At 39.3% G+C, this 14,434-nt stretch carries 12 protein-coding genes; 3 read left to right on the top strand and 9 right to left on the bottom strand.

What is annotated here, in order from left to right; all coding sequences use genetic code 11:
* Positions 1 to 5: 5 nt before the first annotated feature.
* Genes UABAM_RS11830 through ribA form a run of 6 tightly spaced genes read right to left on the bottom strand, consistent with a single transcriptional unit; the run spans position 6 to position 4,671 of the window.
* Positions 6 to 773 carry a class I SAM-dependent methyltransferase gene (locus UABAM_RS11830; protein WP_151968214.1) on the bottom strand — a complete coding sequence of 256 codons (768 nt, stop codon included), beginning with the start codon at positions 771 to 773 and terminating at the stop codon, positions 6 to 8.
* A complete protein-coding gene (locus UABAM_RS11825) occupies positions 760 to 1,791 on the bottom strand; it encodes a glycosyltransferase family 4 protein (protein ID WP_151968213.1) in 1,032 nt (343 codons plus the stop codon). The genes UABAM_RS11830 and UABAM_RS11825 overlap by 14 nt, the downstream gene beginning before the upstream one ends.
* On the bottom strand, positions 1,791 to 2,168 hold the full coding sequence (locus UABAM_RS11820) for a 6-pyruvoyl trahydropterin synthase family protein (RefSeq protein WP_151968212.1): 378 nt from the start codon (positions 2,166 to 2,168) through the stop codon (positions 1,791 to 1,793). Before UABAM_RS11820 ends, UABAM_RS11825 begins: the two co-directional genes overlap by 1 nt.
* A gap of 11 nt (positions 2,169 to 2,179) precedes the next feature.
* Positions 2,180 to 3,133, bottom strand: coding sequence for a zinc-dependent alcohol dehydrogenase (locus UABAM_RS11815; RefSeq protein WP_151968211.1), 954 nt, complete (start codon positions 3,131 to 3,133; stop codon positions 2,180 to 2,182).
* Positions 3,130 to 4,083 carry a RibD family protein gene (locus UABAM_RS11810; RefSeq protein WP_151968210.1) on the bottom strand — a complete coding sequence of 318 codons (954 nt, stop codon included), beginning with the start codon at positions 4,081 to 4,083 and terminating at the stop codon, positions 3,130 to 3,132. The genes UABAM_RS11815 and UABAM_RS11810 overlap by 4 nt, the downstream gene beginning before the upstream one ends.
* A 3-nt stretch (positions 4,084 to 4,086) precedes the next feature.
* Positions 4,087 to 4,671, bottom strand: coding sequence for a GTP cyclohydrolase II (ribA, locus tag UABAM_RS11805; RefSeq protein WP_151968209.1), 585 nt, complete (start codon positions 4,669 to 4,671; stop codon positions 4,087 to 4,089).
* A gap of 237 nt (positions 4,672 to 4,908) precedes the next feature.
* On the opposite strand from ribA, the gene UABAM_RS11800 reads away from it, so the two are divergent.
* The 3 genes from UABAM_RS11800 to UABAM_RS11790 all read left to right on the top strand — a co-directional run bounded on the left by UABAM_RS11800 (position 4,909) and on the right by UABAM_RS11790 (position 8,679).
* Positions 4,909 to 5,994, top strand: a complete 1,086-nt coding sequence (locus UABAM_RS11800) for an SPFH domain-containing protein (protein ID WP_151968208.1) — start codon at positions 4,909 to 4,911, stop codon at positions 5,992 to 5,994.
* Positions 5,995 to 6,133: 139 nt separating this feature from the next.
* Positions 6,134 to 7,192 (top strand): SPFH domain-containing protein, encoded by a 1,059-nt coding sequence (locus UABAM_RS11795; RefSeq protein WP_151968207.1) that lies wholly within the window; start codon positions 6,134 to 6,136, stop codon positions 7,190 to 7,192.
* An 89-nt stretch (positions 7,193 to 7,281) separates the two neighbouring features.
* Positions 7,282 to 8,679: an alginate O-acetyltransferase AlgX-related protein gene (locus tag UABAM_RS11790; protein ID WP_151968206.1), complete on the top strand. Its 1,398-nt coding sequence runs from the start codon at positions 7,282 to 7,284 to the stop codon at positions 8,677 to 8,679.
* Between the two features lie 221 nt (positions 8,680 to 8,900).
* Here UABAM_RS11790 and UABAM_RS11785 read toward each other — a convergent pair whose 3' ends face one another.
* The 3 genes from UABAM_RS11785 to UABAM_RS11775 are packed head-to-tail and all read right to left on the bottom strand — an operon-like array spanning position 8,901 to position 14,351.
* Positions 8,901 to 11,069 carry a hypothetical protein gene (locus UABAM_RS11785; RefSeq protein ID WP_151968205.1) on the bottom strand — a complete coding sequence of 723 codons (2,169 nt, stop codon included), beginning with the start codon at positions 11,067 to 11,069 and terminating at the stop codon, positions 8,901 to 8,903.
* Positions 11,066 to 12,505, bottom strand: a complete 1,440-nt coding sequence (locus UABAM_RS11780; RefSeq protein ID WP_151968204.1) for a patatin-like phospholipase family protein — start codon at positions 12,503 to 12,505, stop codon at positions 11,066 to 11,068. Before UABAM_RS11780 ends, UABAM_RS11785 begins: the two co-directional genes overlap by 4 nt.
* A gap of 55 nt (positions 12,506 to 12,560) precedes the next feature.
* Positions 12,561 to 14,351 carry an STAS domain-containing protein gene (locus tag UABAM_RS11775; RefSeq protein ID WP_151968203.1) on the bottom strand — a complete coding sequence of 597 codons (1,791 nt, stop codon included), beginning with the start codon at positions 14,349 to 14,351 and terminating at the stop codon, positions 12,561 to 12,563.
* Positions 14,352 to 14,434 lie beyond the last annotated feature (83 nt).

Raw genomic sequence — 14,434 nt, 5'->3', positions numbered from 1 at the left:
TACTCCTATGGATGGGCAAAAATATCTGAGTGAGATATACATAATTGCACTGATTTTTGCTGAAACATCTTTTGTTTATCTTCCACCCAATTTTGCAGTGTGGTTGTATCAGAGGTCATTTCGCTAAGTGCGTTAAACATAAATTGTAGGATGTGCTTTACCATTTTTGGGCTTGAACTATCAATAATCCAGTCACTTTTGCCCATGTGTACATTATAACACAGTTTATCAAGTAATACATCGGTTATTTTTTGTGTGCATCGTTCTCCCATCGCACACCCAAAATTTTGTTTGCGTGTCATGTGTTGGTTGTACATTTCTATGTACACTTTGTCTTGTGGCGCCTGTGGTGTGAAGTACATCGATTTATAGTTTAATGTCGCAAGTAGTGATACGCCATACGCATGAATTTTTTGTGCAAAACTGACGAATTGCTCGGGGGAAAATAAATCGAAAATAGCGTTGGCGGTAATGAGATCCACTCCTTGGAAGTTGTCTAAATCCAGGATCGAACCATGTTGCATTTCACGTATATTTTGTCGCAAATTTTTGCGACACACGTCCAATAAGTCCGCATCGCTATCGACTAGCGTCCACGAACTATCTTCAAATTTTTCTTGGTAATACACTACATTATTTCCGGTTCCCGTTCCGATATCCATAATGTGAATAGGGTGCGTAAAGTATTGTGCTACACATTTTTCTATGCATTTATTTCGTGCGCGATTGTCAAAATCTCGACGAAGCGATAGCCATTCTTTAGAAAACGACATTGTATTCCTTTTGTATAATTTGTTTAAATTCCGTGCTCGAATCCATCCATGAAGGTAACTCTTGGCGTTTTTGTAGCGCTTTATCACGTAAATCAGAGCGCGCTTGCGGTGATGAGATAACTTTTGAAAGAGCTGCGGCCAATTCTTGTGGGTTACCTGGAGTTACCAGAAGTGCACTTTCGCCTAGGACATGAGGAATTGCTCCACCTGTCGTTGAGACGACAGGTAATCCATAATTGATGGCCTCGGTTAACGCCATGCCATAACCTTCGTAGTAAGACGCTAGCACAAAAACATGTGCTTTGGCGTATTTTTTTTGCAACTCTTGTTCACTTAATTCCCCCGTCAAGGTAACACGAGATTCTAATTGAAATTTCGCAATTAAATCTTGGACATGGCGAACGGTTGATGGATCTCTTTGCAGATTTCCGACACAAGTCAGGTGCCACGAAAAATCACCTAAATTTTGCAGAGCTTTTAACAAAATATCATGTCCTTTTCTTTGACAGACATTTGCTACGCATAGCAATTCTATTTTTTGAGGAGTATCGATGTATGGTAAAATGCTTTTTGGAGTATTCCCGGGGCATACCACAGAAATGTCGTGGTGCGCTGTTGCGTACAGCTTCTTTAATTCTTCCCGGGTAAAATGGCTTGTTACAATGATGTGGTGCGCGTTTTGTAACATTTTTTGTTCAATGTCAAACAGCAATTTTTGTTGTGATTCATCCAATCCATTTTCTTTGCATAGTGGATGATGAATGAGGGCTAAATATTTTTGGCGGGGATGTGAGATGAACGCGGGCAGAGCTAGGCCATCAATAATCGTTGGGCAGTCTAGGGAGCAACGCAGCGCAGCGTTTTTCGCTTCTTCATCTACGAACGGAAATAGGCCAGGTAATTCGACTATCTTGACGTTGAAACCCAATGTTTGCAGTCCGTCAATGATGTTACTATCATAGATATAGCCACCTGTTAGTTGTGCAATAGATCCTGGAACAATGAAGTCTATATTCATTACAACTTGCCGCTAAAAGATGCCCAAGCAGTGTGAGATTCATTTAAGGTTATTTTTAAGGCGGTTACTTGTGTATTGTGCAATTGTTTTTTTACTTGTTCAAATACATATTGCGCTAAAAATTCCGTTGTGGTGTTTTTTCCCTTAAATTCTTCTACTTCATCGAGGTTTTTGTAGTTGATGGCTTGAAGAACGTCTTTGACGATTTTTCCAGCAATTCCCATATCAATGACGATGGAGTTTTCATCTAACTCTTCTGCGATAAATTCGACGTCCACGACATAGGTACATCCGTGCATGTTCTGCGCAGGCCCGAAAATTTCACCTCGTAGTGAATGGGCAATTAAAATGTGTTCTCTGACACCTACAGTAAACATTGTTTATTCCTTTAATAATTTACAACACAGGCTAGACCTTTATAGTTTTCTAGCATGCTAAATTTGTCAACTAAGTTTGTAAAGGGGACTCTTGTGGTTATGTGAGAATCAAAGATGGGATTTTGTAGTAAGGTAAATACACTATCTTTGCGACGCTTGTAATCCCAACGATTTTGTTTATTTCCTGGGATATTAGACACTTGAGAGCAAATTATTTTTTTGCGCATGGCATGAAAGGAACCGCCAAGATTTATTGAAATTTCGCGTGCGCCATACCAACTTAATTCGATAACACTCCCTTCAAAATCTACACAATCAATGGCCATCTGCAATCCAGATGCCGATGCGCTACAGTGAAAAGCCGCATCGTATTTTCCACATGTTGTTGCCACGGAAAAACCCATTTTATTTGCTAAAGACTTTTTCTGTGGACATATATCGTGTACTTCGACGCATACGCCCGGAATGAGGGAGGCAATTCTGGCAACGAGGGAACCTATAATGCCAAAGCCCACCACGAGAATGCGATCTCCGATTTGTACATTGCCATCCCAAATTGCAGTGACCGCTGTTTCCATATTGCTTGCTAAAGAAGCTCGCTCTGCCGGTATTTGTGGGGAAATAATGTGGAGGTCGTGTGCGGCAATGTCACATATGTCTTGGTGTGGGTGGAGAGCATGTACCACTGTTCCCAAAAGTTCTTGTGGTCCCTCTAGTACGCGGCCGACAAGGGAATATCCGTATTTTATCGGGAAATCAAAACTGCCGTCCATATAGGGGCAACGCATTTTTTCATACAGACTTGGTGGGATTTTCCCGGAAAAAACTAGTTTTTCTGTTCCAGGACTAATGCTAGAGCAGATTGTCTTGACACGACAAAAATGTGGGGGCAAATCTTGTAGAGTAGTTTGTTGTAAACAGGCTCTACTCTTTTTTTCAAACCATAAAGATGTTGCCTTTGTCATTGTGGAATCCCAACAAACATTATTTCGTCATCTATAGGAAAAAATTTTCCACGGATAAATTTTTGCGCTTCTTTGATTTCTTCTATCGCAGGCAAACTACATATGCGCATACCGTCGCCAATCAACATGGGAGAAATATGCATTTGCATAACATTGAGAAGCTTTTGTTGTAAAAAAGACGAAATGATTTTGGCACCACCTTCGATATAAACAGAGTAAATGTTAAATTTTTTACACAGTACACACAGCAAATTTTCTAATGAGTTTTCGTTCTCTTGGTTGTCGAGTTTTATGGTGTTGAGTGAGGCGTGCGGATAGGGTGACTTTGTCGCATGGATAATTATTCCTGGATCAGCATCCACTAAACTTGAAAAATCCAGCTCCTCCCCGCCTCCAATAATAACTCTCTTTGGACAAGAACCTTCTACGTGACGTACGTTTAATTTGGGTTGATCGTTAATAAGTGTATTTTTGCCGATGAGCACGGCATCGCATAATGCACGCATGCGATGAGCATGAATGAGATTTTGTTGATTACCTATCCATTTAGAGTGACCTGATTTAGTGGCAGTGCACCCATCTAGTGATTGCGCGGTGTGGCTTGTTGTGTAAGGCTTTCGGTATTGTTTTGCATACATATATGCAAAACAATAAGGAAGGTATAATTCAAAGTAATTGTGCAAGGAAGTAGGCAGTTGGTCATTTAACCAGGATAAATTTAGGTCATTGTCTACGACAACATCACACGATGAATTTGTGGTCGTCTTTCCCAGTTTCACAGATACATGGTAAGGCGAATTTCCACAGGCTTTTTCATTGATAAATACATTTTCACATCCTGGTATACCAAAGTGCAAATGGCAACAATGAACCTCGTGGTTGGTAGTCATTACTTTGCGGCGTAGTAAATATAGGCATCTCCAACAACTGTTTTCAACATCTTTATCCATATCCTATAAATCCAACAAATGCCCCATGCGGTCTCTTTTCGTTTTCAAATAGTCTATATTATCATTGTATGATTTCAAATTTAAGGCTATTCTCTCCACGACCTTAATGGGGGACTGTGAAAACTGTTTTAATTTTTCGGGATTATTGGTAATTAATTTTAGTTCTTTTATTTGCAAATCCAATAGAATTTGTAGGGCGATGTTGTAGTCGCGTTGGTCGGACTCAAAACCTAATTTGAGGTTGGCTTCAATTGTATCCAAACCCTCATCTTGTAGGTTATAAGCGTGTAATTTATTGATAAGACCAATTCCGCGCCCTTCTTGGCGTAGGTAAATGAGAACCCCACATCCACTTTCGCTGATCATTTTTAAAGAAGCGTGAAGTTGTTGACCACAATCGCATCTTCGCGAAGTAAAAAGATCACCAGTTAAACATTCTGAATGTATACGAACGATTGGAATCTTTGCGGAGTCTTGTTCTCCCATAGATAGAGCGAGATGTTCTTTTGCAGATTTGTCTTGATATAAATGTAGATCAAATTGTCCATAGTCGGTCGGAAGTCTTGTTGTTACAATTTTTGAAATCATGGTCTTATTCCACTCTGTGAATTTGGTAGCGAAAACGTATCCATATAAAATATTCTTTTTGCAGAGAAAAGCAAGAAAAAATATAGAAGGTATGGGGAAAAATGTTGTAATTAAATAGAGTTTAGGGTAGAAAATGATAAAATTTATTACCAAATTTGTAAAAAGAACGTATATATTGTAAACTCACAGCACCTTATATAAAATTATAACACATTGTTATTTACGAAAGGCTTCAATATGACTGACAGGAGACCAACTCCTCAATATCAACCTAATTTAAAAGATATATCGCCATTACTTACAGGTACTGGAATAGTATTGGTATTACTTATCGGTTTTGCATTGGCAGTGGCTTTTACAGGTATTACGATTGTAAAACCAGGAGAAGTGGCTGTTATTATGAACAATCTCACCGGAGATACTCAAGTACAAACAACAAACGGTACTATTGTTCACTTACCTTTTGGTATGACAAAAGTTTATAAAATTGATAAAACACAACAACCCATTCGTATGAAGGGGTATGATGGTGTTCAAATCAAAACAAATGATGGATCTAACGTGGACATGAATGTGGAAGTTCAATATCAAATTATTCCAAGTGAAGTGAAGACAATTATTAAAGATATTGGACGCGGAGATCGTTATAAGCAAGGACTAGTAAGAGCCTACGCTCGTAGTATCATTCGCGACACTCTCGGAACTCTTTCTGTTACCGAAATTGCTGATCCAAGCAATCGCGACGGAAAATTGGACGAGTCAAAAAAGAAAATGGAAGAAAGTCTTCTTAAATATGGTATCGCCGTTACGCTTATTACCGCTACAAATCCGCGATTTAATTCCGATTATGAAATGATGATTAAAAAGCGTAAAGAGGCCGATCAGGAAGTACGCAACCAAAAATCTGCGCAAATCACTGCACAACAAGAACAGTACAAGAAAGTAGCTGAGGCGACAAGAATTAAAAAAGTAGAAATTCGCAAAGCCGAAGGGGAACTTGCCGCAAAGATCATTGCTGTTAATGAACGCGCAAAACAAATGTTAGAGAAAGCCGAAGCAGAAGGTTACACCTTGGAAAAAGAAGGTGAACAAGCGCTAGTGGAAGGTAAGAACGAAGCGGAAGCTATCCTTGTCGAAGGTTTGGCAAAAGCAGAAGCGATTAAAAAACTATCCGAGGCATATGAAAAAGGTGGACAGGCACTCGTACGCGAAGCACTCGCGGAAAAATTTCGCGGCGTTATACTCGAAGGGCGTCCATATAGTTTATCGACAAATATTGATCGTTTTCGCTTGGAAAAAGCAGCAGGAGCTAAGAGCCGATAATGAAACTCTCTGCAAAAAAATTATGTCTTTATTGGTGAAAGAATTGGCGAGTACAACAGATGATACACTCATAGCTACAGATTTACTTATTCACAAAGCACAAGGCCAAAAAAGCTATGAGAACAAAGGAGAATAAATAATGAAACACTTACCAGTGATTGTAATATCAGGTTTCGTCATCATATTACTGTTTTTTATGATTTGCGTAGACATTGTGCCTCTTGATAAAGTAGGCGTACGCAGTAATATGTTAGGTGACGGGGTGGAAAAACAAGACTTAAAACCAGGAATGCAAATCATCATACCGGGAATCCACAAACTAGACATTCTTGATCCTACATTACAAGAGTTGACATTTGCCACAGAGCGTGGCGAGGGGCCTCTCAAATTAAGAACAAGCGATCAGTATACCACTCAAGTAGACTTAACAATTTTTTATTCGATTCGAGAAGGTAAAGCTTGGGAAGTTCTTACCAAAATGGGACCGGGATATGCTTTTACTCACCGTTTTGGACAAATTGCACGCGATGCGATCTGGCGTGTTATGGGGAAAATGAAGACCGAAGATTTTTACGATTCGGCGAAGCGCATTGAGTTTTCAAGAAAGACCATTATATATCTAAACAAAGAACTCGCAAAAATGACAGACGATAAAAAAGGAATGGTGGAAGCGAACGATCTTTTGATTCGCAAGGTCGTTTTTGATCCGCGTTTTGAAACACAACTTATCAATAAGCAGCTTCTCGACCAACGTACGTTACTCGCTAAAAGTGAAAAGCTACGTGAGGAAGAAAAAGAGAAAACCGAATTGATTGAAAAGAAAACCGCTGCCGATGTTTTGGCAATCAATGAAAGTAAGCGCCAACAAATCCAAACAAAAATAGCGGAAAATGAAAGAGAAGTGGCTAAAATACTTGCGGATGCACGTTTGAAGGTAAAAACGCGCTTATCTGTTGCAAATCGCTCAAAAAGAGAGGCGATTGCGAATGCCGAAAAGATGAAGGAAATCGCCCGCGCTCAAGGTCAGAAAGCCATCAATGAAGCGTACCAAAGTTTTGGTGGAAAGATGCTACTTAGTCGCAAATTTGTCGAAAACATTCAGGTAGGCAAAATCGAAATCAACACCAATCAAGTCAATCCGTTTGATACAGAACAATTTTTGAAAATGGTCGGTGCAGAAGTTGAAGTGAATAAGTAGTTTCTTGGTCAAATTTTAGTATACTTAGTAACTCACTAAGTATACTAAAGTTGTGAAAAAGGAGTGCGAGAAAACACTCGTTAAAAAAGATGAATAGAAAAACAGCCGTTATTGCCTCTGCTATGTTATTGGTGATCAACCTGTTCATGTGGTTTGTGCCCAGTAATGTAGTGCGTATGATTGCTATCAATAAAAAAGTGCTACTTGGTTACTATTCTGTAGGAAGACTGACGGGAAATGTGATTGTTTTACTTGTTTCATTCATCGTTTTGTATATTGTGTGGTCGCGTACGCGCGAAATTTTAAAAAAACGCTGTTTTCGCGTGTGTGCGGTTATTCTAGGACTCATTCCTTGTGTGATCGCTACGGATGTTGTTTTAAGAGTCATGTCTTCCCAACGATACGTTGGAAAAAATGAAATATATCATCGCCCCCCTAACTATCACTATGAAGAGTTTCACGAAGATATTCCTGAGCAAAAAAGAGGCTATGCTCGTGTGGAGAAAGGCTATCCTGGATATCAATTAACGGTGAGTATTGATGAAAAAGGATTTCGGAATCCTAAAGCTTTAGAACAAAGCCACTTTGTTCTTGTAGGTGACTCTTTTACGGAAGGCTCGGGAGTATCTGATGACCAAGTTTGGGGACGGCTTTTGGAGAAAAAAACCAATAAGTCGTTGTGTAATTTTGGCATGAGTGGTTCAGATCCTCTAAACTATTTGATCACACTACAAAAGTTTGCAATTCACTTACGGCCTAAAACAGTCATCTGTACGATATATGAGGGCAATGATTTTCGCCGTACGCAAATTTTTACCGAAGTGAAAGATTCTATGTCTTTGGGGCAAAGAATAAAGTGGATATTTAAGGGGCCCTTACGCAGCCATATAAAGAGCTTTCTCATTAAACACAGCGAAGGCATTAATACAAACACCAGCTTTGGTGACCATAGTGCTATTTCCTGGCTTCCTCTGGAATACCCTATTAGAAGTAACGTTTTTTACTCTTTTCCTGTAAAAAGAGTCATGGAGCATTATGTTTCTCTTGACGGACTTAAAAAATCAGGCGCAGCACAAAATGTACAATCTGCCATTTTGAAAATGCAGGAGTTTTGTACCCAGAACAAAGCACGTTTTATTCTTGTATTCGCCCCCGCAAAGCCACATGTTCTTTTACCTGTGGCAAAAGATGAAATTCCAGTAAAGGATTTCCATGATTTTTGCATGCTCCACAAACGCAAAATGCGTAAAAAACTACCAAGTGAAGTATTCTTTGCAAAAATTTTACAATGCCTAGAGTACAAAGAACAGTTGATCGGTGAATTCTGCAAAAAGAACAAAATCGAGTTTGTTTCTTTGACAAAAGCTTTGCAAGAAGCAACCAAGGAAGGCAAACAAACATACTTCACTTATGACCAGCATTGGACACCTCTTGGCAACGTAATTGCCGCTGAACGAATACATCAATATCTACAAGAATCTGAGTAGTTGAATTCATGTCATTCCCGCGTAAGCGCATGGCTGTCAAGCTAAGACATAAACCTCCTTATGGTGTCATCCCTGCAAAAGCAGGGATCCAGCGTAGGCAAGTCAACTTTATATTGCTGGTTTCCCGCTTACGCGGGAATGACACGGATTTGTAAGTCTTTATTAAAAAAGCTTTTACTCTTTGCTTGACACGTATGCGCGTAAGCGGGAAACCATTCATTCTACAATTTCTGCAAACGCCCCGATTTTTCCATAATGCTATTTAATCGATCATAAACTGTGGGATTTATTTCGTCTGGAATGCTAAGTTTTTCTACTGTGTGGTCGTTAAAAAAACGACTTAGATTATGGGCAATTGTGTAACCAGTTATTGTTTTGGAAGATGTGGAAAAGTTTACATTGCCGTGTTGTTTAAACAGTGAGATAATTGCTTTGCGCAAATTGATGGGCTCTTGCTTTTGTAGCATGTTGTGTATCTTTTCTAGAATGCGAATGCAATTTGGTAGGTCTTTTTGTTGCGCAAGTTGTTGTGCAGATTTGGCTTTTTTGATGAGAATAACTAGGTCCTTGGGTATTTTCAGCTCGGAAAAGGCATGTTGAATTGCACGGTCAATTGTTTTTTCTTGGTAGGTAATCCCTTTTATTCTTTGCGCTATGTTTTGTGGAGCGACACCATAGATTACTAAATTCGCACCTTCGTATTGCGGGAGTAATAGGTGTGCGAGTAAGTCGTTGTAGCGCCTAATATAGCGACCTTCTTGAACTAAGATATTATTCACGTGAACGGTAAGTTGTTCTTGTAACTTGCGGCGAACAAGGGCTGTAATTCTACTTTGTAGTTTGCCTGGTACAAAATTAAGGCTGCTCTTAAATTCGCTAAAGCTAAACTTTTTGTTGCTGAGAAAACTGTTGATAATTTGTTCTAGTGGTTGCGCTATATTTTTGCACTGCGTTTGTTTTTGCAGTTCTTTGAGGGTTTTTAATAGGTCTTCGAGATAACGATCTCCATATAGAGCGTTAATAACCCGCAGGTTTATATCATTTGTATGTAGTATTTTAGGTAGCACTTTGCGAATATTCGTTTCTCCCGTAGTACCCAAGTACAAGTTTAATATTGCTACCAATTTATGGGGGGTTTTTTCGTACTCACGGGTAATGCATTTTACTTTGTAAATAATTCGTAGTTCTTTGTACTTATCAATGATAGAAAGTCGCTTTAGAGGGTACTTTTTCAATAAATTTTTTAAACCCTGTAGATGAGCTGTTTTTTGTAATTCACGACGAAAATCCGTATGGTGCTCAATGAGAAGCGGCTCTACTTGTAGCAAAAGGTACTGATAAATTTGACGATTAATTTTCCGTTTATTGGTGATTTGACTTAAAGACAACAGAATTTTGGCAAATGTCTTTTCGCCATAGTTAATAATATCGAATATTGTTTCTGGTTGGGTGAGCATTTTTTGGCGAATGAGTAGAGAATCTTTCATCTGTGTAAGTATTTCGCGCTGTGGTGTTTCTAACTTGGACGATTGTAGCATGCCTTTTATAGTACGCAAAAAGTCACCTGAATTACAATCAATTAGGCCTTTGCGTCTGTTTTTAGAAATAGCCAGTTTGATTTTTAAGCGTTTATGAGTAAGAATGGCGGCATAACCAGTGAAAGGCTTTTTTTTGGGAATACGTACATATATTTCTTGTTGATAAAATAACCAGTTTTGTCCTTTTTTGCACTTGTTCCACGTCCACAAAGAGATTTTCGAAATCTCGGGTTGAAAAAATTTACGCTTTTTTAACCATCGCCAACTTTTTTGCGTACCATTTTGTAACCACTTTCGTGTACTATGAGCCGCTTTTTTATAGCGTTCGGTGTTCGATAGGGCATTGCGTAGTGTTTGTGCTAGGTTTGATGATTTTTCGATTTCGAATTCGCATGTTTCGAGAGTATCTATTTCTTCATCTGGTTGGCGTAAGTCAAAAGAAATAAAATCGTCTTCCTGGGATTGGATTTCAACATTAACTGGTTGTGCTTTTTCACTATCTTCTTTGACTTGAAGTTGGATAGCCACATTTTTTATTTTCTGTGGAGACAAGTCTTGCATGAAGTTTACCAGTTCTTTCATGGAACTTGTCGTGTTGATATTGTGGTTTTTTAGGATTTGAGGTAGGTTTTGTTGGAAAATTACCATGTCTTGATGATAAACGTAATGAGCAACAAACCGCAAAACTTCACTGTCGATATTACGGTTTGTATCAATCTCATAGAACAAGCGCGTTAAATCCTCGGCATTTGCAATCCATTTAATTTTTTTTTCCGGCAAATCCGCAAGTCGAAACCAAAATTTTACAAATGGTTGTTCACATTTCTGATTGGCTATTGTCTTCCAGTTCATTTTGTCCTCAATTTATTCACCACTTTTTTTGCCACTTCATCAACAATTTCGGCATCTTCTGCAGAAATAGCAAAATTGGTTTGAATGGAAGATACTTTTTTGAAAAAATTCAATGTAGTTAAGTCGGGACGCAAAAGTGTATCAATGGCCTTTTCTCCGGTAATGACACCTTTTTTTTCTTGGGAAGGTAAAACGTCATATAAGCTCAGAACTTGGTAACTTAGGTTTCTATATGGTTTCTCTCCTTGGTCGTTGACAAATTTATGGGCTTGTTGAAATACGTATTCCATATAGCTTTTGGTACGTAACCATGATATTTCTAAGGGACGCAATGAAAAATATGCCACATCAAGGGATTCTCCTGAGTCCACTTTATCAACGTCAAAATATCCTGAGCCATCCACAATAATAATTTTGGCTTTCATACCAGGGTTTTTATCGAGAATCGTGGTGAAAATCTCCATCAAACTTTCTACGCCGTAGTTGTCATAAATACCGCCATCCGAAACATTTATATACTGTGACTTCTTGCTGTAATCGCGTAAAGTTACAGGGCCTAATAAATTAGGTACAGATGCAGAAGCCACGACAGCTTTGGATACAGGATATTGGGCAATGTCTGATTGTAGTGTTTCGAAACCAATTGTTTTGAAAGGAGTGTGGCTTTTTGTCGTCGCATGTTTCAAAAAGCCCGCTTTGCTCAAACGTTCAAAGTATTTAGAATTGTTGAATTTTTGATCGCGTATGGTGGAAAAAACGAATTTATGTCCGCCGCTGAGATCTGTACCATTGATGATAAGTTTTGGTGCTCCGTTTTTTTCTGTTGCTAGCAAATCTTTGAATGTGGCATTTCCCCAAAAATTATCTTCCCAGATACCGGCAAACAAATCTCCTCTGTTGTAGTAAGTGACAAAGTCGACGATCCAGTAGCCATACAATAGCAATCGAACAACGGCTTGTATCTGAAAATTAGAACTCATGGCCTTTTTGAAATTATCAAAAAACTGTTTGTCATGGATACTTTTTTTATCTTTATAACGCGTAAGGCAGTAGTATGCCGATGCCAGACTCCCACCAGATACACTAGATATGTAATCGATTTCATCTACTAGTGATTTTCCTGTAGAGGTTTTTACCTTACTGAGTTCTTTCATGACACTTGCAAAAAAGTACGCTGAACGACTCCCACCGCCTGAAACGGCTATGCCTAGAAGCATTTCTCCGTGGTCTTCGGGGGTTTCGATTGGTTTATAGGGCGTGTCCCACTTATTATCGTACTTGTACGCTCCCCAAAAAACATATTCTTTTAGAGGATAGGTGGCAATATTTCGTGCGGCGTCAACCGTTGTTCCTACAAGAACGCCACATCCCAACTGCATAAGAAAAAGTGTAAAAAATATAGTTCTACAGATAAGTTGTTTGTAATGGAAAGACATCGGTTTTGACCTTTAAGGGATGGGGTTTAGGGCGAAAAACGCCCTAAATTACCACTTAGTGCATTTTTTCGCGGCTTAGTTTTTCGACGATATCGATTTTTGGTGAAGATTTCTTGAGGAAGAAAAACGAAGTTAGTAATAATAAAAAGCCGACACCAATATGAACCCAAATTTTTTGATTCGCTGCAATGTAGTCGTTGAGAAAGTTTAGGTGCTGTGATGAATGCGATAGCAATGCGACAAAACTGAGTACAAAAGTGACGAGAACGGCAAAGTAATTTTTGACTTTAAAAGGCGTTTTTACAAAAGAAGAGGTTTGTCCTTGGTATTGGGTTTCTACCCAGCCAGGGATATCTCCCTTGGTAAAAGGTGTTATCCAAAACTCCGCACTTAAATTGTCTTTTGAGATGTCGAGGCACACTCTTTCAGGTACCACTTGGCAACCTGGAAAGCGTGGAACAAACATAACGTTGGTATTTTGTAATTTCTCAAGAAATTCTTTTCCACCATCGACAACATCAACCTTTGATACTTGAAGAGTCAAAGGAAAAGTGCGATTTCTCTTCATTTGATTGTAGTATTCTACGGCAGTGTACCATTGTAATGTTTTCTCAATAGGTTTTTGCACAACTCTTCTCTGACGCGACGAAATACTCGATCTTGCCACGGGCTGTTGCACTGGTTGTGGTGCGACAGGTATTGTTTGCTGTGGCGCTGTTTGCTGTGGTTGTGGCTGAGGAGCGACTGCCGGAGGTTCTGGCTGCGAAGCCGCAGGTTGTTGTGGAACGGTTTGTTCGACGGGGGCGGACTCTTCTACTGTTGGTTCCGGTACTTGTTGTTCTTCTTGTTGTTCCTCTTGCTGTGGTTCTTCCTGTTGCTGTTCAACTTCTTCTACAGGGCTATGCGCTAACGATGAATGTGAGTGCTTCGCTGCTTCATCGGAGAAAGCTTTTTGAATTAACGAAACGGAGACTTCTTCATCTTCTTCATCCTCAGCAGCTTCTTCTTGTGGAGCTGTGTCAAGTTGTGGTTCTTCAGATGGGGCTGGGGCTTGCTCTTCTTGTTCTTGTGTATCTTCGTTAGAAGCAATACCATCATCTGTAATCATGTCAGCAAGTGCGGATAAACTTCCTGTTAGTTCAAAGTTTGGATCGTCTTCGATTTCTACAGGTCTTTCTGGTTCGTAAAGATCGTCTTGTTGCTCTTGTTGTTTTTGCTCTTCCTCTTGAGGGGCACCTGTAAATTTAAGGCTTGTATCTTGTTTGTCGGCAAGATTCTTTTTTAAATTGGGCAATGTTTTTTTGTTGAGAAGGGATACGGCTTCTCTTTCATCATCTTCATCATCTTCTTCGCCTACATCTTCTAAGAGGGGATCTGCCGTTTGGCTAGATATTTGTTGTTCTTCTTCGCCAGAAGTATCTTCGACTTCACTTTCTGGAGCCGGTTGATCTATAGAATCCGAGTCGCTTGATTTCAAACGTAGTTCGCCAGAGCCAAAAGATCGCAATGCTACATCGCGATTTTCGTAGATAGGCAATGAAGAGTCCAAGCCAAGCATATCAAATAGTACTCTAAATTTTTCGGCGACGTTTACCAGCCGAATTCCACCACCCACAACATTTACTTTGTGAGCAATGTTAATAAGGAGCCCTAATCCTGAACTATTTAGGTATTTGGTATTTGATAAGTCTAATACAAAACGACAAATGTCGTTTTTGAACAACTCTTGGATTTCCGCTTCAAAAATAGGAACGCTTTTTTGGTCTATTGGTCCACAAAGTTGTAGCAAGGCAATTTCGCCTACACCATCTTGTTGATAATATTCGGTATCAATGGTGAATTCCATAGTATATTCCTCTATAGTAAATGCAAGTTATAAGCGCCAATATTAGTGGTTATCGGATCTGTAGTATTCTTACCACATTTTTT

This window comes from Candidatus Uabimicrobium amorphum (genome assembly GCF_009002475.1).
Classification (GTDB): domain Bacteria; phylum Planctomycetota; class Uabimicrobiia; order Uabimicrobiales; family Uabimicrobiaceae; genus Uabimicrobium; species Uabimicrobium amorphum.
Note: the sequence above shows the minus strand (reverse complement) of the source record. Positions and strands in the feature narration are given on the sequence as shown.

Bases quoted from the DNA above. Each gene is read 5' to 3' on its own strand.
- ribA (WP_151968209.1), bottom strand. From the start codon at position 4,671: ATGATTTCAAAAATTGTAACAACAAGACTTCCGACCGACTATGGACAA.
- UABAM_RS11810 (WP_151968210.1), bottom strand. From the start codon at position 4,083: ATGGATAAAGATGTTGAAAACAGTTGTTGGAGATGCCTATATTTACTA.
- UABAM_RS11790 (WP_151968206.1), top strand. From the start codon at position 7,282: ATGAATAGAAAAACAGCCGTTATTGCCTCTGCTATGTTATTGGTGATC.
- UABAM_RS11820 (WP_151968212.1), bottom strand. From the start codon at position 2,168: ATGTTTACTGTAGGTGTCAGAGAACACATTTTAATTGCCCATTCACTA.
- UABAM_RS11795 (WP_151968207.1), top strand. From the start codon at position 6,134: ATGAAACACTTACCAGTGATTGTAATATCAGGTTTCGTCATCATATTA.
- UABAM_RS11775 (WP_151968203.1), bottom strand. From the start codon at position 14,351: ATGGAATTCACCATTGATACCGAATATTATCAACAAGATGGTGTAGGC.
- UABAM_RS11815 (WP_151968211.1), bottom strand. From the start codon at position 3,133: ATGACAAAGGCAACATCTTTATGGTTTGAAAAAAAGAGTAGAGCCTGT.
- UABAM_RS11830 (WP_151968214.1), bottom strand. From the start codon at position 773: ATGTCGTTTTCTAAAGAATGGCTATCGCTTCGTCGAGATTTTGACAAT.
- UABAM_RS11780 (WP_151968204.1), bottom strand. From the start codon at position 12,505: ATGTCTTTCCATTACAAACAACTTATCTGTAGAACTATATTTTTTACA.
- UABAM_RS11825 (WP_151968213.1), bottom strand. From the start codon at position 1,791: ATGAATATAGACTTCATTGTTCCAGGATCTATTGCACAACTAACAGGT.
- UABAM_RS11785 (WP_151968205.1), bottom strand. From the start codon at position 11,069: ATGAACTGGAAGACAATAGCCAATCAGAAATGTGAACAACCATTTGTA.
- UABAM_RS11800 (WP_151968208.1), top strand. From the start codon at position 4,909: ATGACTGACAGGAGACCAACTCCTCAATATCAACCTAATTTAAAAGAT.